The organism is Stappia sp. P2PMeth1, assembly GCF_900185735.1.
Classification (GTDB): domain Bacteria; phylum Pseudomonadota; class Alphaproteobacteria; order Rhizobiales; family Stappiaceae; genus Stappia.
Genome location: NZ_FYAW01000002.1, coordinates 87559 through 104847 on the forward strand (window position 1 = coordinate 87559; position 17289 = coordinate 104847).

The following is a 17289-nucleotide window of genomic DNA, read 5'->3' on the forward strand; positions in this document are numbered from 1 at the left end:
GCGGCAAGCCTCAGTCCAGCCTTACGATCTTGCCCGGATTGAGGATGTTGTCGGGATCGAGAGCCTTCTTGATCGCCGCCATCATGTCGAGGCCCGCGCCATGTTCGCGGGCAAGGTACTTCATCTTGCCCTGGCCGACGCCATGCTCGCCGGTGCAGGTGCCGCCCATGTCGATGGCACGCCAGTTGAGCCGTTCGATGAAGGCTTCAGTCTTGGCGATCTCCTGCGGATTGTCGACATCTACCAGCACCAGGACGTGGAAATTGCCGTCGCCGACATGACCGACCAGCGGCGCGAGCAGGCCGTTGGCTTCGACGTCCCTGTACGTCTCGCCGATGCATTCCGCCAGCCGCGAGATCGGCACGCAGACATCGGTGGACACCCCCTTGCAGCCGGGCCGGAGGCCGAGCGCGGCCCAATAGGCATTGTGCCGCGCCGCCCACAGGCGCGTGCGGTCCTCTGCCCTAGTGGCCCAGACGAACTCGCCCCCGCCGCTGTCGCGGGCGATCTCGCCGAAGATCTCGCTTTGCTCGCGCACGCCCGCTTCCGTGCCGTGGAACTCCACGAACAGCGTCGGCGTCTCCTGCAGGTCGAGCTTGGAATAGGCGTTGCAGGCGCGGATCTGGTTGGCGTCGAGCAGTTCGATCCGCGCCACCGGCAGGCCGCACTGGATGGTGGTGATCACCGCGTTGCAGGCGGAGTCAAGATCCGGGAAAGGGCAGACGCCGCCGGACACCGCTTCCGGGATGCCGTAAAGGCGGAGCGTCACCTCGGTGATGATGCCGAGCGTGCCTTCCGAGCCGACCATCAGCCGGGTGAGATCGTAGCCGGCCGCCGTCTTCTTGGCCCGCCCGCCCGTGTGGACGATACGCCCGTCCGCCGTCACCACGGTCAGCGCCAGCACCACGTCCTTCATCGTGCCGTAGCGCACCGCATTGGTGCCGGACGCGCGCGTTGCCGCCATGCCGCCAAGGCTCGCATCCGCGCCCGGATCGATGGGAAAGAACAGGCCCGTGTCGCGCAGATAGTCGTTGAGCTGGGTGCGGGTCACGCCGGCCTCGACCACGCAGTCGAGATCCTCCGCATTGACCTGCAGCACCCGGTTCATCTGCGACACGTCGACGGAAATGCCGCCGGCCGGCGCGTTGACATGCCCCTCCAGCGACGAGCCGGTGCCGAAGGGAATGATCGGCACCTTGTGCTGCGCGCAGACCTGCACCACATCGGCGACCTCTTCGGTCGAGCGGGCAAAGACCACCCCGTCGGGCGCCTGATTCGGCAGCCAGGTGGTGGTGTGGCCGTGCTGCTCGCGCACCGCCGCGGAGGTCGAAAACCGGTCGCCGAACCGTTGCGCCAGGATCTTCAGCGCCAGGTCTATCCCCTCGTCATTGCGCTGAACCGCCGCCTGAAGGCTTGCAAGACTCATTACTCTCTCCCGCTCGAGCGACCACCGGCATCTCCGCCCCGTAGGTGGGCGCCTTACGCGATTTGCGCATCCTGCCGATCGATTTGCGTTTCCTGCCGATCTCAGACTAGGTTTGGCGCACACTAGCAAAAACGGCAATCGCGGCCAAAGACTTCCGCCCGCTTCGCCCGCGACAGGAACGCCGCGGCCGATCGCAAGGAGCCAGAAGCGCCATGTCACAGCCGACCCGCACGCCGGCCCCCTTCACCGGCTCGATCCAGACGGTCCGCAGCGAGTGGCTCGACTATAACGGCCATCTCAACATGGCCTATTACAATGTCCTCTTCGACACCGCCCTGGACGAGGCCTTCATCCATCTCGGCCTTGGGCCGGACTATGCGCGCGAGCGCGGCGCCTCCTTCTTCACCGCCGAGACGCATCTGTGCTACCTGCGCGAACTGAACGGGGGAGATCCGGTCCGCGCCACCGTGCAACTCGTTGATTTCGATGCGAAGCGCGCGCATCTCTACCAGGAGCTCCATCATGCGGACGACGGGTTCCTGTCGGCGACGTCCGAACAGGTATCGCTGCATGTCGATCTTCAGGCGCGCAAGGTGATACCCTGGCCGCAGGATGTGCTGGAGCGGCTTGAGGAGATGAGGGAGAGCCACGCGGTGCTTGGCCGGCCCGAGCGCTGCGGGCGGCGGATCTCCCTCGAGAGGCGCTGACGGGAAACGCCTCGGCCCTTGCGGGCCCGGCGGACGGCTGGACGAGCGATGACCGGTCTGCTGACGCAATTGCAACGCCTTGCCGTGCTGGCGGCCGGTTGGATCAAGCCCAACCTCCGGCTGTTCCGTTCAACGCGCCTGCCGCTGGTCTGGCTGCTGGCCATCGTCATCGGCGTGCTGACGGCGATCGCCGCGATCCTCTTCCGTGTCGCCATCGGCGCCGTCCAGTGGCTGTGGCTCGGCACCGCGGAGGAAACCGTCATCACCGCCGCCGCCGGCATCCCCTGGTGGGTGATCCTGCTGGCGCCGGCCACCGGCGGCCTGTTCGTCGGCCTCTACCTGCAGGCGATCCAGCCCAAGCAGCGCGCCGGCGGCGTGCCGGACGTGATCGAGGCACGGGCCCAGGGCGGACGCGGCCTGCCGTTCTGGCCGGGCATTTCCTCGGCGTTCCTGACCTCCGTCTCTCTCGGCTGCGGCGCCAGCGCCGGCCGCGAAGGGCCTGTGGTGCATCTCGGCGCCACCATCGGCACCGCGCTCTGCCAGACCTTCCGCCTGCCCGACGCGGCCCGCCGCATCCTGCTGGCCTGCGGCGTCGCCAGCGCGGTTTCCGCCTCGTTCAACGCGCCGATCGCCGGCGTGCTCTTCGCCCACGAGGTCATTCTCGGCCATTATGCCATGTCCGCCTTCGTGCCGATCGTCATCGCCTCGGTGCTCGGCACGCTGATGTCGCGCCTGTGGTTCGGCGATGTCGCCGCCTTCTCGATCCCCGAATACCAGATCACCTCGATGCTGGAGATGCCGGCCTTCGCCCTGCTCGGCCTGACCTGCGCCGCCGTGGCGGTGATCTTCCAGTTCTCGCTGATCGGCACCGACTGGGTGGCGCGCAACATCGCCATGCCGCTGTGGCTGCGCCCGGTGATCGGCGGGCTGGCGGTGGGCGCCATCGGCATCGTCTTCCCCGGCGTGCTCGGTGTCGGCTACGAGGCGACAGACCTTGCGCTGCGCCAGGAACTGCCGCTCCTCACCATGCTGGCGCTGCTCGTCACCAAGACGGCGGCGACCTCGATCACCCTCGCCTCGCGGTTCGGCGGCGGCATCTTCTCGCCAGCGCTCTATCTCGGGGTGATGACGGGCGGGGCCTTCGGCCTCATCGCGGCGGCGGCGTTCCCCGAGCTCGCCTCCTCGCATGGGCTCTATGCCATCCTCGGCATGGGCGCCGTTGCCGCCGCCGTTCTCGGCGCGCCGTTTTCAACCACGATGATCGTGTTCGAGCTGACCGGCGGCTATGCGCTGTCCATCGCGCTGCTGATCGCCGTGTCCATCGCCACCGGCCTGACACAGGCGGTACACGGGCGCTCCTTCTTCCACTGGCAGTTGGAAATGCGCGGCGTGATGCTCCACGAGGGCGCGCATCGCTGGGTGGTGCGCATCGTCCAGGTCTCCGACTTCGTCGAGCGGCTGCCGCGGGACGCCGAGCCGCAAACCCACGACCCGCAGACGGACGGCCCCAGCCTGGCGCTCGACGACACGCTGGAAACCGCGCTGCAGCTCTTCGACGACAGCGGCGCAAGCCGGCTGCCGGTGGTCGACCGGGCCGATCCGACGAAAGTCGTCGGCCATGCCAGCCATGTGCGGGCGCTGCGCTTCTTCAATGCCGAACTGATCAGCAACCAGGTCGAGGAGCACCGCTGAGCGGCGCTCCCACACCCGTTTCAGCGGCCCCCTTTATAACGGCGCCGTCGCCCGCTCCAGCCAGGCCCGCGTCGCCGTGTCGACGAGCGGCCCGATCTCGCCCAGGACGCGCGCGTGATAGGCGTCGACCCAGGCCCGCTCCTCGGCGCTCAGCATCTCCACAACCACCGCCCGCCGGTCGATCGGCGCCAGCGTCAGCGTCTCGAAGCCGAGCATCGGCCGCTCGCCGCCTTCGATGGCCGTCGCCGGCGTCACCAGTTCCAGGTTCTCGATGCGGATGCCGTGGCTGCCGTCGCGATAGTAGCCCGGCTCGTTGGAGACGATCATGCCCGGCTCCAGCGGCGCGTGGCCGGTCTTGGCGATGCGCTGCGGCCCCTCATGCACGGAGAGATAGGAGCCGACGCCATGCCCCGTGCCGTGATCGAAGTCGAGCCCGGCCTTCCACAGGGCGATACGGGCGAGCGCGTCGATCTGCGCCCCGCTGGTGCCGATGGGAAAGCGCGCCGTGGCAATGGCGATATGCCCCTTCAGCACCAGCGTGAAGTGGCGCTTGTGCTCCTGCGGCACCTCGCCGACGGCGATGGTGCGGGTGATGTCGGTGGTGCCGTCTTCATATTGGGCACCCGAATCGATCAGGAACAGGCTGTCCGCCGGGATCGGCAGGTTGCTGCTCCGGTCGACATGATAGTGGCAGATCGCAGCGTTTGGGCCGGCTGCGGAAATGCTGTCGAAGGAAATCTCCTTCAGCTTGCCGGTCTCGGCCCGGAAGGCCTCCAGCCGCTCGGCGACCGCGATCTCGTCGAGCCCGCCGGCGGCGGCCGCCCCGTCGAGCCAGCACAGGAACCGGGCGAACGCCGCCCCGTCGCGCAGATGCGCGGCCCGCGCCCCGGCGATCTCCGCCGCATTCTTCACCGCCTTGGCCTTGGTCACCGGGTCGGCGCCGTGCTTCACCTTGCCGCCGGCGGCAAGCACCGCGCTTGCCAGCGCATCGCCCGCCCAGTCGGGATCGACCAGCACCGTCGCGCCCGCAGCTCCCAGGGCGCTCAGCGCACCCGTCAGCCCGTCCGGCCCCGCAATATCGGCCAGCGCCTCCAGATGGTCGCGCGAGGCATTGGTGAGCTTGCGCCCATCGATGAAGATCTGCGGGCGCCCCTCGCGCGGCAGGATGGCGAAGGACAGCGGCAGCGGCGTATGCGACACGTCGCTGCCGCGGATGTTGAAGAGCCAGGCGATGGAATCGGGCTGGGTCAGGACGAAGGCATCGCCGCCGGCGCGGCGCACCTCGGCGGCCATGCGCGCGATCTTCTCCTCAGCCGCCTCGCCGGCAAACTCCTGCCCGTGCACGCGGACCTGGCCGAGCGGCGGCTGCGGCCGGTCCTCCCACACCGCATCGAGCGGATTGCCATCCACCGGCACAAGCTCCGCCCCGGCCCTGGCACAGGCCTCGGCCAGGCGCTTCACGCCGCTCACCGTATGCAGCATCGGATCGTAACCGAGCTTCTGGCCCGGCTGCAGCGTCTCGGCCAGCCACTCGGACGGCGGCGTCTCGATCAGGTGCATCGGCCGGAACACGCTGGTGTCGACCTGCTCGCGCACCTGGATCGTGTAGCGCCCGTCGACGAAGATCGCCGCCGCATCCGCCAGCACCACCGCCATGCCGGCGGACCCGGCAAAGCCGGTCAGCCAGAAAAGCCGCGCGTCGCTGGGCGGCACATATTCGCCCTGATGCGCGTCGGCGCGCGGAATGAGGAAACCGTCGAGGCCCCTGCGGGCCAGCTCGCGCCGCAGCGCCGCGCAACGCGCGGAACCGACGGACGGGTCGATGACATTGTCGAAGGACTGGAACATACGACGACGCTAGCGCCAATGCAGCCGTCGCGAAAGGGCATTGAAGAGGGATCGCGGCGGCTTTTGCACACCCGGCGGGCACCGGAGCGCCACGGAATTCGGCATGTGCTGCACCGCATTGCAAAATCATGCATTCGCACATGCAGCAATCGCAGCGCAGCCATGCACTTATCGACCTTTTCTCATGCGCCGGCGATCCCCATACTCTGTCTTGAGAGTTTGAGGGAGGAAGCTCTAGACAGAGACCTCGAACTGGAGACTTAAGATCATGGCCATTGCCACCACGACCACCACCGCCATCTCGGGCGTATCGCGCAGCTCTTCCAAGAGCGTGTTCCGCAAGGCGCTCGACTCGATGATCGCCGCCCGTGAGCGTCAGGCTCGCCGCTATGTCAACGGCTACCTTCTGTCGCTCGACGACGCCACGCTCGCCGCCTACGGTTACGACCGGGCCGATTTGGAGCGCAACAGCTCGCTGACCTCCGCGTTCTGATACCGGCGGTCGCTGACTGGACAGAAACGGGCCCGGCGGTTCCTCCGCCGGGCCCGTTCCTTTTGGGGATGCCCTTGCGGCTTCAGCCCTCGTGACGGCCGCGCACCAGCGTCAGCGTCAGCCAGCCGTCGCGATTCTGCCGGCGCACCAGGTGGAACCCTTGCGTGCCATAGGCGAAGAGGATGCGCGGTCCGTCCTCCTCGCGCAGGCCCGACAGGACCAGCGTCGCCGAGCGGGTCATCCGCGCCGACAGTCCGGCGGCCATGCGCATCAGGGGCCGGGCGAGGATGTTCGCCACCACCAGATCGAAGGGACCGGCCTCCGCGATGATGCGGCTGTCGACGCCGGCCGCCGTTGCCGTGCGCACCAGCGTGCCGGCAAGATTGTGGACGGCATTGGCGCGCGCGGTAATGGTCGCCACCGGATCGATATCGGTCGCCAGCACCGGACGGCGGGACAGCCGTGCCATGGCGATCGCCAGAACGCCGGTGCCCGTGCCCAGATCCAGCATCCGCGCATAGGACCGGCGGGTCAGCAGCCGGTCGATCTCGATCAGGCAGCCGGCGGTCGTCCCGTGATGGCCGGTGCCGAAGGCGAGCGCGGCCTCGATCTCGATGGCAATGCCGGCGAGCGGGCGCTTCGCCCGGTCATGCGCGCCATGAATGAAGAAACGGCCCGCCTGCACCGGCGACAGGCCTTCAAGGCTCTTCTCCACCCAGTTGATGTCTTCCAGTTCCACCGCCTCGACCGGCGCGGCGAAGGCGTCCGCGCCCAGCCGGTCCTTGACCAGATCGGCGGCCTCGCTCGCGCTCATGTCGAACAGGAGGATCTCGGCCGTCCACTCGCGCCCGTCCGCCGAAGCCTCGAACACCGTCACCGGGTTGCCGTCATCCTCGAAGTCGCGCGACAGCAGCTCGTAGATGCGCTTCGCCTCGATCTCGAGGGCGGTGATGCGGACACGGATGGTGGACATGATCTCTCCGGAGACAGGAAACGGCGCCCGCCCTATAGCGCCCGCAAGCGGGCCGCATCAATCGCATTCGCATCGGATAGCGAAACGAGCGCCGCTCAGTGCCGCTCGACGAAACTGTCGAGCACCTTCTTGCGGCCCGCCTTGTCGAACTGCACGGTCAGCTTGTTGCCCTCGATGCCGACGATCTCGCCATAGCCGAACTTGAGGTGGAACACCCGCTCGCCCATCGCGAAGGCCGACGGCGTGTCGGACACCGACTTGGCGACCAGCTCGCCCTCGATCATCCGCGGCCCGCCCGACTGCCTGCCCGACTGCCGGCCACTGGTCGACCCCATCCGCCCGGCGAACCCGCCACCACCAGCGCCGCCCTGCGCTTGCGAACGCTGCGCCCGCTGCCAGCCCGGCGTCGAATAGCTCGACTTGAAGGGATCGCGCGTGTCGAAGCGGCTGGCGCCGTATCCCCCGCCGCCATAGCCGCCGTAATTGCTGGACTGCTCCACCACCTCGACATGATCGGCCGGCAATTCGTCGAGGAAGCGCGAGGGGATCGAGCTCTGCCACATGCCGTGGATGCGCCGGTTGGAGGCGAACCAGATCTTCGCCCGCCGCCGCGCCCGCGTGATGCCGACATAGGCGAGCCGGCGCTCTTCCTCCAGCCCGGCGCGGCCGCTCTCGTCGAGCGCGCGCTGATGCGGGAAGAGCCCTTCCTCCCAGCCGGGCAGGAACACCGTGTCGAATTCCAGCCCCTTGGCCGAATGCAGCGTCATGATCGACACCGCCTCGTTGCTGCCGCCCGCGTCCCGGTCCATCACCAGCGCCACATGCTCCAGGAAGCCGGCGAGCGATTCGAACTCGTCCATCGAGCGGACGAGCTCCTTCAGGTTGTCGAGCCGGCCCGGCGCCTCCGCCGAGCGGTCGTTGCGCCACATCTCGGTATAGCCGCTCTCGTCCAGCACGATCTCGGCCAGCTCCGTATGCGACATGGCCGGCACCAGGTCGCGCCAGCGGTCGAAATCGGCGAGCAGCATGCGCAGCGTCGTGCGCGCCTTCGGCTTCAGTTCCTCGGTCTGGCACAGGTCCGAGGCCGCCTGCATGAGCGGGATGCGGTTCGCCCGCGCATAGGCATGGACCAGCTTCAAACTGGCCTCGCCGAGACCGCGCTTCGGCGTGTTGACGATGCGCTCGAAGGCGAGATCGTCGGCCGGCTGCACCACGCAGCGGAAATAGGCCATCGCGTCGCGGATCTCCATGCGCTCGTAGAAGCGGGGGCCGCCGACCACCCGGTAGTTGACGCCGAGCGTGACGAAGCGGTCCTCGAACTCGCGCATCTGGAACGACGCGCGCACCAGGATCGCCATGCTCTCGAGGCTGTGCCCCTTGGATTGCAGCGCCTCGATCTCGTCGCCGATGGCGCGGGCCTCTTCCTCGGAGTCCCAGGCGGCGGCGACGCTGACGCGCAGTTCCTCGCCGTCCGGGTCGACGACATCGGTGAACAGCGTCTTGCCCAAGCGCCCCTCGTTATGGGCGATCAGATGCGAGGCGGCGGCCAGGATATGGCTGGTCGAGCGGTAATTGCGCTCCAGCCGGATCACCTTGGCACCGGGAAAGTCGTGCTCGAACCGCAGGATGTTGTCGACCTCGGCCCCGCGCCAGCCATAGATCGACTGGTCGTCGTCGCCGACGCAGCAGATGTTGCGGTTGCCCTGCGCCAGCAGCCGCAGGAACAGGTACTGCGCGATGTTGGTGTCCTGATACTCGTCCACCAGCATGAAGCGGAAGCGGGCCTGATACTCGGCCAGCACGTCCGGATTGTTGCGGAACAGCGTGATGACATGCAGCAGCAGGTCGCCGAAATCGGCGGCATTGAGGATCGACAGCCGCTCCTGATACTGCTCGTAAAGCGCCCGGCCCTTGCCGTTGCCGAAGGAGCGCGCCTCGCCCTCCGGCACCTGGTCCGGCGTCAGGCCGCGGTTCTTCCAGCCATCGAGCTGGCTGGCGAAGGCCCGCGCCGTCCAGCGCTTGTCGTCCAGCCCCTCGGCCTGGATGATCTGCTTGATCAGGCGGATCTGGTCGTCGGTATCGAGGATCGAGAACCCGGATTTCAGGCCGATCAGCTCGGCGTGCCGGCGCAGGATCTTGACGCAGATGGAGTGGAACGTGCCGAGCCACGGCATCCCTTCCGCGCTCTCGCCGATCAGCCGCTCGATCCGCTCCTTCATCTCGCGGGCGGCCTTGTTGGTGAAGGTCACCGCCAGGATCTGGCTTGGGAAGGCGCGCCGCGTCGCCAGGATATGGCCGATGCGCGTGGTCAGGACGCGGGTCTTGCCGGTTCCCGCCCCCGCCAGCACCAGCACCGGGCCGTCCAGCGCCTCCACCGCCTCGCGCTGCTCCGGGTTGAGCCCGTCGAGATAGGAGCCGGGTTCGGGCGGTCGCGGCCCGAGCGCTGCCCGCGCGCGCGCGGCAATGCCGCTGCCGGAGGGAGTGGCGCTCCGCTGCAGGGCGGAAAGGCGGTCGCCTTGGGAATCGGGCATCGACTGTCGGATCTCGGGCTCGATGGGTTCGCTCGCGGATCGTACCCGCGAATCTGTTCGCTATTTGGACCAATATAGCAAGTTTGCCGCCACTTGGCAGGGCCGCGCCTGCACACGGCGTCCGTCCGCCGGCGCAACCGCCCGTCAGCCCCCCGCCATCTCGATCCAGGCGTCCTCATCGATCACCTTGATGCCCAGCTCCTCCGCCGTCTTCAGCTTGGAGCCGGCGCCGGGACCGGCGATGACGAGGTCCGTCTTCTTCGACACCGAACCGGAGACTTTCGCCCCCATCGCCTCGGCCCGCGCCTTGGCCTCGGCGCGACTCATCTTCTCCAGCGTGCCGGTGAAGACCAGCGTCTTGCCGGCGACAGGAGAACCTGATGGAGTTTCAAAAAGGTACGGCTGAACATTTAAAAGCGGGGCGCGCCCCTCTGTTGGGAAAACCAATTCCTCAATGTAATCCACATTCTTCTTCTCCGAGAAAAAACTCAGAAACGAATAGCAAACTGCGTCCCCAATCCCATCAATTTGGTTTAAGTCCGAAATCAATTTAAATTCTCTATCCAACATATCCATATGATATTGAGCAAATTCAATCCAGCTTCTATTACCTATTAAACCATCCACACCATCATCCAATTTAAAAACTCCCTTCAAATCAGAAGATAGATCAATCCAACTATTTTTTGCAATAGAAACAGAATTCTTAACTCTCCCAAAGAAGTCAATTCCCCCCATTCTTGATTCATTTAATATTTTATCGACAGATTTTTTTGTTAAAACACCTCTAGAAATTGCGAAAACAATCTCATCCTCAGAGATTTCCTCAACAGATACAGATTTATTATCGCAATATATCGCCACACACAGCATGATACGACGAGATCTAATGCCTCCAACTCCGGGTATAAGCATTAGTTTCGCCGCACCAGATCTCTCCCGCCAATATGCGGAGCGAGCAAGGTCTGCATACTCCATCCAGATATCCGAAACATCCTCAGCATCAATTCCCATATAGTCAGAATATTTATTCACAGCACTGACCCAAATAGACTGCCTTTCACTCAATACCCTCTCAATGAAATTGGAAAAATTCTCAACAAAACCGAAATGTCGCGCTATTATATTGGAGTTACCCTCTCCAATATGTCGAATTCCAAGGGAAAATATAAACTTATTAAGAAAAGTATTTTTACTTTCCCTAATTGAAGAAAATAACTTCCTAGCACTCACCTCACCCCAACCGTCTCTATTGCTCAACTTCTTGAGAGAAGACTCAGAGTCTCTCTGTTCAATTGTGAATATGTCAGACGGGCTCCGCACTCCACCCTCTGAGAGAGGCAAGGAATAGAAGAATTCAACCTGCTTCTCTCCAAGACCGTCAATATCTAAGGCTTGCTTGGAAACAAAATGTTTCAAACTTTCTACGGCCTGAGCTCTACACACCAAGCCTCCTGTACAGCGCCTTACAGCATCAAGCTTTCCAGTCTTCGCGTTTACTTCTCTAACTGCATGGCTTCCGCAAACGGGACAAACAGTTGGGAAACTGTACGGTCTTGAATCGGGTGAGCGTTTTGGAAGCAGAACTTCTATCACCTGCGGAATGACGTCGCCGGCGCGCTGGATCTGCACCGTGTCGCCGACCCTGATGTCCTTGCCGCCGCGGATCGGCTCGCCGGTCTGACCGATGCCCTTGATATAGTCCTCATTGTGCAGCGTCGCATTGGACACGACGACGCCGCCCACCGTCACCGGCTCCAGCTTGGCGACCGGGGTCAGCGCGCCGGTGCGCCCGACCTGGATCTCGATGCCGCGCAGCACGGTGAAGGCCTTCTCGGCCGGGAACTTGTGTGCGATGGCCCAGCGGGGGGCGCGCGAGACGAAGCCGAGGCGGGCCTGCAGGTCGAGCCGGTCGACCTTGTAGACCATGCCGTCGATGTCGTAGCCGAGCAGCGCCCGCTCCTCCTCGATGCCGTGATAGGCCGCAAGGATCTCCTCGACGCTCTCGCAGCGGACCATGCGGTCGTTGATCGAAAAGCCCCACTCGCCGAGCAGTTGCACCATCTCGAACTGGGTGGCGCGCGGCACCTCGCTCATCTCGCCCCAGGCATAGGCGAAAAAGCGCAGCGGCCGCGCCTTCGTCACCTCCGGATTGAGCTGGCGCAGGGAGCCGGCCGCCGCATTGCGCGGATTGGCGAAGACCTTGCCGCCCTGCGTCTCCATCCGCGCGTTCAGCGAACGGAAGTCCTCGTGCCGCATATAGACCTCGCCGCGCACCTCGACGATGTCGGGCGCAGTATCCGGCAGGCGCTGGGGGATGTCCTCGATGGTCAGCGCGTTCTGCGTCACATTCTCGCCGACCGTGCCGTCGCCGCGCGTTGCCGCGCTGACCAGCCGCCGCTTCTCGTAGCGCAGCGACAGCGACAGCCCGTCGATCTTCGGCTCGGCCGTCACCGCAATCGCCCCCATCAGCGGATCGAGCTTCAGGAAGCGGCGGATGCGGCCGAAGAAGTCGCGCACGTCCTCGTCGGCAAAGGCATTGTCCAGCGACAGCATCGGGATCGCATGGGTGACCTTGCCGAAGCCTTCGGCCGGCGCAGATCCGACGCGCAGCGACGGGCTGTCGGAGCGCACAAGGTCCGGGAACCGCTTTTCGATTTCGTCGTTGCGCCGCTTCAGCGCGTCATAGTCGGCATCGGAAATGACCGGCGCGTCCTCGCCGTGATAGCGCCGGTCGTGAGCCGCGATCTCCTTCGCCAGCCGTTCCAGCTCCAGCGCGGCCTCTTCCAGGGTCAGGTCTTCGACGGCGCGGGACGAGAGATCGTTGTCGGACATGGGGGATCGCATCTTCTGGCATCGGATCGTGCGGCACGGGACCGGGCGTTCGCCGCCCGGCTCGCGACAGGGAGTATGGCGCCGGGATCGGGCAAGGCAAAGGGCGGCGGCGCGCTTTTCCAGCCTTGGTTCAGCCGCTTAAGCGCGCGGCGCGTCGGCCAGCAGCCGGTCGGCGGCCGCCCGGGCCTCGTCGGTGATGGTGGCGCCGGCCAGCATCCGCGCGATCTCCTCGCGCCGGTGATCGACATCGATCCGCCGCACCCTGGTCGCCACCCGGTCCTCGCCGGCGTCTTCCTTGAGAATCAGGAAGTGTCCGCCCGCCTTCGCCGCCACCTGCGGCGCATGGGTGACGGTCAGCACCTGCACCTTGCCGGCAAGCCGCGCCAGCCGGCTGCCGATGGCCTCCGCCACCGCGCCGCCGACACCCGTGTCGATCTCGTCGAAGACCAGCGTCGGCGCCGAGCCCTTGTCGGCCAGCGACACTTTCAGCGCCAGCAGGAAGCGCGACAGCTCGCCGCCGGAAGCGACTTTCATCATCGGCCCCGGCCGGGTGCCCGGATTGGTCTGCACCCAGAATTCGGCCGTGTCGATGCCCTCGCGGGATCGGGCGTCCGGGTCGCTCTCCAGGTTGGCGAGGAAGCGCGCCCGCTCCAGCTTCAGGTCCGGCAACTCGCGGGAAACGGCCTCTTCCAGCGACTTGGCCGCCGCCCGCCGCCGCTCGCTCAGGGCCGCCGCCTTCGCGTCATAGTCGGCCCGCGCCGCCTCGGCCGCGGCGGCGAGGCCGGCCAGCGCCTCCTCGCCGGCATCGAGCGCGGCAAGATCGGCCTCGAACCGCTCGCGCAGGGCCGGAAGGTCGTCGACCTGCACCTGGAACTTGCGCGCCGCCCCGCGTAAGGCGAACAGCCGCTCCTCGGTCGCCTCCAGCGCGCGCGGATCGAACTCCGTCTCGCGCACCGCGGCTTCGAGGCCCGCACGCGCATCCTCCAGCCGGTCCAGCGCCTCGGCGAGGAAACCGACCGGCCCGGACAAGAGGCCGGGCGCCTGCTCGGCCTTGCGCTCCAGCCGCCGCCACAGCGCGGCGATCTCGGTAATGGGCGAGGCCGTGCCGTTCAGCAGGTCGAAGGAGTCGCCGAGGTCGCCTGCGATCTTCTCCACCTGCATCATCGACTGGCGGCGATCGGCAAGCTCGGTTTCCTCGCCGGCAACCGGTGCAAGCTTCGACAGCTCCTCGGCGGAGGCGCGCAGGTAATCGGCCTCGCGCCGCGCCGCCGCGATCCGCTCCTCCTGCTCGGCCAGCGCGCGCGCCGCCTTGCGCATCGCCGCATGGGCGCTGGCGACCGCCGCGCACTCCGCCTCGCAGCCGCCGAAGGAATCGAGCAGCCGGCGATGCTCCGCCGGATCGGTATAGGCCCGCGCCTCGTTCTGTCCGTGGATCTCGACCAGCAGCCCGCCCGCCTGCCGCAGCAGGGCAACGCTCACCGGCGCGTCGTTGATGAAGGCGCGGCTGCGGCCGTCTTCCGCCTGCACCCGGCGCAGGATGACGTCGCCATCGGCCTCAAGATCGTTCTCGCGCAGCATCGCGCGCACCGGATGCGCCATCGGCACGTCGAAGGCGGCCGTCACCTGGCCCTGCCCCTGGCCGTGGCGCACCAGGCCGGCATCGCCGCGCCCGCCAAGGGCAAGGCTCAGGGCATCGAGCAGGATGGATTTGCCCGCGCCCGTCTCGCCGGTCAGCACCGACATGCCGGTACCGAAAGCGAGATCGAGCCGGTCGATCAGGACGATATCTCGAATGGCAAGCGCAGCGAGCATGCGAGCGGGTGACCGGGCCGGACTGGACATGTGCGGCGACGCGCACGGGAAACCGCATCAGGTGTAGCTGGTGGTGCCCCGCCCCCGCAATGCCAAACTGGCCACGCAGCGGCAAGCCATTACCGACGTGGATGCTAGTGTGGCGAATTTGAAATACGCCTCATTTTTGCAGCGTGCCGGTGAGCGTATTTCAAATTCGAAAACCACACTGGAAACATAGATTTGCTAGAGCGATTTCCGATCAGGTGGACTCACCTGATCGATAAGAAATCGCTCCAGATTCAATACCTGGAGCATATTCTCGTCGTTCAGATCGGTTCGATCTGAACGGAATATGCTCTGGTCACCCTTTTGAATCTGAAGTTCGTTCAGAGCATGCCGAGACATGTGACGAACTTCAGAGTCGGGTGACTAGAGCGAGATGCCCTTGAACGCGCGGCTGATCCAGCTTCCCGAATCCTCGCTCGGGGAATAGCCGCCGGTCTTCAGCAGGCTGAAGGCGTCCTTGTACCACTGGCTGTCGGGATAGTTGTGGCCGAGCACGGCGGCCGCGGTCTGCGCCTCGTTGACGACGCCGAGCGCATAATAGCTCTCGGTGAGGCGGAACAGCGCCTCCTCGATATGGCGGGTCGTCTGGTAGTTGGTGACCACCACCTTGAAGCGGTTGATCGCGGCGATCTGGTGCTTGCGCTTCAGATAGTAGCGGCCGACTTCCATTTCCTTGCCGGCGAGCTGATCCTGGGCCGCCCGCACCTTGGCGGCGGCGTCGCTGGCATATTCGGAGTTCGGGAAACGCTGGATGAGCTCGCCATAGGCGGCAAGCGCCCGCTGCGTCATCTCCTGGTCGCGCGTCACGTCCGGGATCTGCTTGTGGTAGGACTGGCCGATGATGTAGAGCGCGTAGGCGCTGTCCTCGCTGCCCGGATAGAGCGTCGTGAAGCGCTTGGCGGCGGTGATCGCCTCCGGATACTTGCCGGACGAGTAGTTCAGGAAGGCAAGGTTGATCAGCGCCTTGCGGGAATACTCGGAATAGGGATGGAGCTTGTCGACTTCCTGGAACTTCAGCCGGGCATCCGACAGGCGCCCCTCGTTGCGCAGCGACAGGCCCTCGTTGAACAGCACTTCCGGCGGCGTGTCGTTGGTGGAGAAGTCGTCGTCGTCCTTGGTCGAGGAACAGGCGGCAAGGGTGATCGCAAGCAGGGCGACAGAGGCGATCCGGGCCTTGCGCAGACCGCTGGACACGGTTTCCCTCGCCTTGGAACTCGACACTGCCACCATCACGTCAACTCACTCCTCGAACTCGGACCTGTTCGGCCCGCCCGGACAATCCGGAGTGACCGGCGGGGGCGCCGTGATGGCGCGCCCTCGGGTCCGATCTGCGCGTGTTCTAACGGAAAACACCCGACCACGTCACGCCATGTGAGGGACATTTGTCGCTTTTTTGTGGCCTGTCGTTTTCGGCGATGTCGTTTTCGCCATACCGACGCGGCCCGCTCGCCCAGGATCGCTCAGGAGGCGCCCTGCGCCATCGCCAGCATCGGCATCTCCAGGACCGGCGCCATCACCGGCCGCTCGAACGTGCCCTCGACAATCTCGAAGGCGTCCTTGCCGGCATTCTCGAACAGCTCGACCAGGATGGCATGGTTCATCCGGTGGCCGCCCTTGTAGGAGCGATAGAGCCCCAGGAACGGCAGGCCGGCCAGGGCCAGGTCGCCGACCGCGTCCAGCATCTTGTGGCGCACGAACTCGTCGCGCCAGCGGGTGCCTTCCGGGTTCATCACCTTGCCGTCGGAGATCGCCACGGAATTGTCCAGCGACGAACCGAGGGCAAAGCCCATCGACCACAGCTTCTTCACGTCCTGCACCGATCCGAAGGTGCGGGCGCGCGACAGCTCGGTGCGGAAGTTGTCCGGCGTCAGGTCCAGCACCATCGACTGGCGGCCGATCACCTCGGCATCGAAATCGATGGTCACGTCGAAGCGGCAGCCCTCATGCGGGCGCAGCTCGCACCAGGCGCTGCCCTGGTCGACGCGAACGGCCTTCTTGACGCGGATATAGCGGCGCACGGCCGCCAGCCGGCGAAGCCCGACCGAGTCGATCGCCTCGACGAACGCATCGGAGCTGCCGTCCATGATCGGCATCTCGGGTCCGTCCATCTCGACGATGGCATTGTCGACGCCAAGACCGCGCAGCGCCGCCATCAGATGCTCGACCGTCGAGACGCCGCCGGCCTTCGGATCGCCGAGGACGGTGCAAAGGGCGGTGGCGGAGACGGCGCGCCAATGCGCCGGAAACTCGATCTCGGCGCCGGTCTGCGGATTGCGGTTGGTGAAGACGATGCCGGTGCCGGGATCCGCCGGATGCAGCGTCACCTCCGCCCGGTTGCCGGAGTGAACGCCGATTCCCTGCAGAGAGACGGAACCGGCCAGTGTCGTCTGCCGGTCGGAAGATACCTTCATCACCAGATCGCCCTGTCTGCGAGATCCTGAAACTGCGGGACCCTGAAACGCGTCCGCGATGGCGAGGCCGATTGGCCCCGAAACCGCCGAAGGACCGGCTGCCGGAAGGCCACGCGCGATTCGCGAACCCCGTCAATCGCAGGGTGACCATACGGGTTGTGGTGAGGGATCAGAAATAAAGCTTTGTTACGATATGTAACGTTTTACGGAAAAAGAGAGCATTGAAATATCTAAGAAAATTCTGATGCGCGCACGAGGGCGGGCGATCCGGTGAGGAGCCGGATCGCCCGTTGAGGGAGTGTCGCGAACCTCGCCGTCAGGTGGCCTGACGGCGCAGGAAAGCCGGGATCTCCAACTGGTCCTCTTCCGACAGGTTGCGCGGCTGCGGCGCCGGGCGACCGGTCAGATCAAGCTGGCCGGCGGCACCCTGGGCGGCCGGGCGCGCCGGGGCCGGACGCATCACCGGCTGGGCCTGCGGCTGGGCCGGGCGCTGCGGCATGGCGGCGCGCGGGC

General features: G+C 65.8%; 11 protein-coding genes and 1 pseudogene. 3 read left to right on the forward strand and 9 right to left on the reverse strand.

What is annotated here, in order from left to right; all coding sequences use genetic code 11:
• Nucleotides 1–10 precede the first annotated feature (10 nt).
• Nucleotides 11–1426 (reverse strand): FAD-binding oxidoreductase, encoded by a 1416-nt coding sequence (locus P2PM1_RS00400; RefSeq protein WP_186397794.1) that lies wholly within the window; start codon nucleotides 1424–1426, stop codon nucleotides 11–13.
• 212 nt (nucleotides 1427–1638) lie between these two features.
• On the opposite strand from P2PM1_RS00400, the gene P2PM1_RS00405 reads away from it, so the two are divergent.
• Nucleotides 1639–2133, forward strand: coding sequence for a thioesterase family protein (locus P2PM1_RS00405; RefSeq protein WP_186397795.1), 495 nt, complete (start codon nucleotides 1639–1641; stop codon nucleotides 2131–2133).
• Nucleotides 2134–2181: 48 nt separating this feature from the next.
• Nucleotides 2182–3825 (forward strand): chloride channel protein, encoded by a 1644-nt coding sequence (locus P2PM1_RS00410; protein WP_186397796.1) that lies wholly within the window; start codon nucleotides 2182–2184, stop codon nucleotides 3823–3825.
• 33 nt (nucleotides 3826–3858) lie between these two features.
• Here the strand turns inward: P2PM1_RS00410 and P2PM1_RS00415 are convergent, their stop codons facing one another.
• Nucleotides 3859–5673: an aminopeptidase P family protein gene (locus tag P2PM1_RS00415; RefSeq protein WP_186397797.1), complete on the reverse strand. Its 1815-nt coding sequence runs from the start codon at nucleotides 5671–5673 to the stop codon at nucleotides 3859–3861.
• 268 nt (nucleotides 5674–5941) lie between these two features.
• Here P2PM1_RS00415 and P2PM1_RS00420 point away from each other — a divergent pair, with 268 nt between their 5' ends.
• Nucleotides 5942–6166, forward strand: a complete 225-nt coding sequence (locus tag P2PM1_RS00420) for a hypothetical protein (protein ID WP_186386235.1) — start codon at nucleotides 5942–5944, stop codon at nucleotides 6164–6166.
• Nucleotides 6167–6248: 82 nt separating this feature from the next.
• Here P2PM1_RS00420 and P2PM1_RS00425 read toward each other — a convergent pair whose 3' ends face one another.
• The 7 genes and pseudogenes from P2PM1_RS00425 to P2PM1_RS00455 all read right to left on the reverse strand — a co-directional run.
• Nucleotides 6249–7139, reverse strand: a complete 891-nt coding sequence (locus tag P2PM1_RS00425) for a 50S ribosomal protein L11 methyltransferase (protein ID WP_186397798.1) — start codon at nucleotides 7137–7139, stop codon at nucleotides 6249–6251.
• 95 nt (nucleotides 7140–7234) lie between these two features.
• Nucleotides 7235–9670, reverse strand: coding sequence for an ATP-dependent helicase (locus P2PM1_RS00430; RefSeq protein ID WP_186397799.1), 2436 nt, complete (start codon nucleotides 9668–9670; stop codon nucleotides 7235–7237).
• A 144-nt stretch (nucleotides 9671–9814) separates the two neighbouring features.
• Nucleotides 9815–12505 carry an NAD-dependent DNA ligase LigA gene (ligA, locus tag P2PM1_RS00435; RefSeq protein ID WP_186397800.1) on the reverse strand — a complete coding sequence of 897 codons (2691 nt, stop codon included), beginning with the start codon at nucleotides 12503–12505 and terminating at the stop codon, nucleotides 9815–9817.
• A gap of 138 nt (nucleotides 12506–12643) precedes the next feature.
• Nucleotides 12644–14317, reverse strand: a complete 1674-nt coding sequence (gene recN, locus P2PM1_RS00440) for a DNA repair protein RecN (RefSeq protein WP_186397801.1) — start codon at nucleotides 14315–14317, stop codon at nucleotides 12644–12646.
• Between the two features lie 411 nt (nucleotides 14318–14728).
• Complete coding sequence (locus P2PM1_RS00445; RefSeq protein ID WP_186386240.1) at nucleotides 14729–15595, reverse strand: outer membrane protein assembly factor BamD; 867 nt, start codon at nucleotides 15593–15595, stop codon at nucleotides 14729–14731.
• A 230-nt stretch (nucleotides 15596–15825) separates the two neighbouring features.
• Complete coding sequence (gene lpxC / locus P2PM1_RS00450) at nucleotides 15826–16776, reverse strand: UDP-3-O-acyl-N-acetylglucosamine deacetylase (RefSeq protein ID WP_186386241.1); 951 nt, start codon at nucleotides 16774–16776, stop codon at nucleotides 15826–15828.
• Nucleotides 16777–17092: 316 nt separating this feature from the next.
• Nucleotides 17093–17289, reverse strand: a pseudogene (locus P2PM1_RS00455) (cell division protein FtsZ); the annotation flags it as partial.

Excerpts from the sequence above, each read along its gene's own strand:
- P2PM1_RS00415 (WP_186397797.1), bottom strand. The coding sequence starts at position 5,673 with ATGTTCCAGTCCTTCGACAATGTCATCGACCCGTCCGTCGGTTCCGCG.
- P2PM1_RS00410 (WP_186397796.1), top strand. The coding sequence starts at position 2,182 with ATGACCGGTCTGCTGACGCAATTGCAACGCCTTGCCGTGCTGGCGGCC.
- P2PM1_RS00425 (WP_186397798.1), bottom strand. The coding sequence starts at position 7,139 with ATGTCCACCATCCGTGTCCGCATCACCGCCCTCGAGATCGAGGCGAAG.
- P2PM1_RS00400 (WP_186397794.1), bottom strand. The coding sequence starts at position 1,426 with ATGAGTCTTGCAAGCCTTCAGGCGGCGGTTCAGCGCAATGACGAGGGG.
- recN (WP_186397801.1), bottom strand. The coding sequence starts at position 14,317 with ATGCTCGCTGCGCTTGCCATTCGAGATATCGTCCTGATCGACCGGCTC.
- P2PM1_RS00430 (WP_186397799.1), bottom strand. The coding sequence starts at position 9,670 with ATGCCCGATTCCCAAGGCGACCGCCTTTCCGCCCTGCAGCGGAGCGCC.
- lpxC (WP_186386241.1), bottom strand. The coding sequence starts at position 16,776 with ATGAAGGTATCTTCCGACCGGCAGACGACACTGGCCGGTTCCGTCTCT.
- P2PM1_RS00405 (WP_186397795.1), top strand. The coding sequence starts at position 1,639 with ATGTCACAGCCGACCCGCACGCCGGCCCCCTTCACCGGCTCGATCCAG.
- P2PM1_RS00420 (WP_186386235.1), top strand. The coding sequence starts at position 5,942 with ATGGCCATTGCCACCACGACCACCACCGCCATCTCGGGCGTATCGCGC.
- ligA (WP_186397800.1), bottom strand. The coding sequence starts at position 12,505 with ATGTCCGACAACGATCTCTCGTCCCGCGCCGTCGAAGACCTGACCCTG.
- P2PM1_RS00445 (WP_186386240.1), bottom strand. The coding sequence starts at position 15,595 with ATGGTGGCAGTGTCGAGTTCCAAGGCGAGGGAAACCGTGTCCAGCGGT.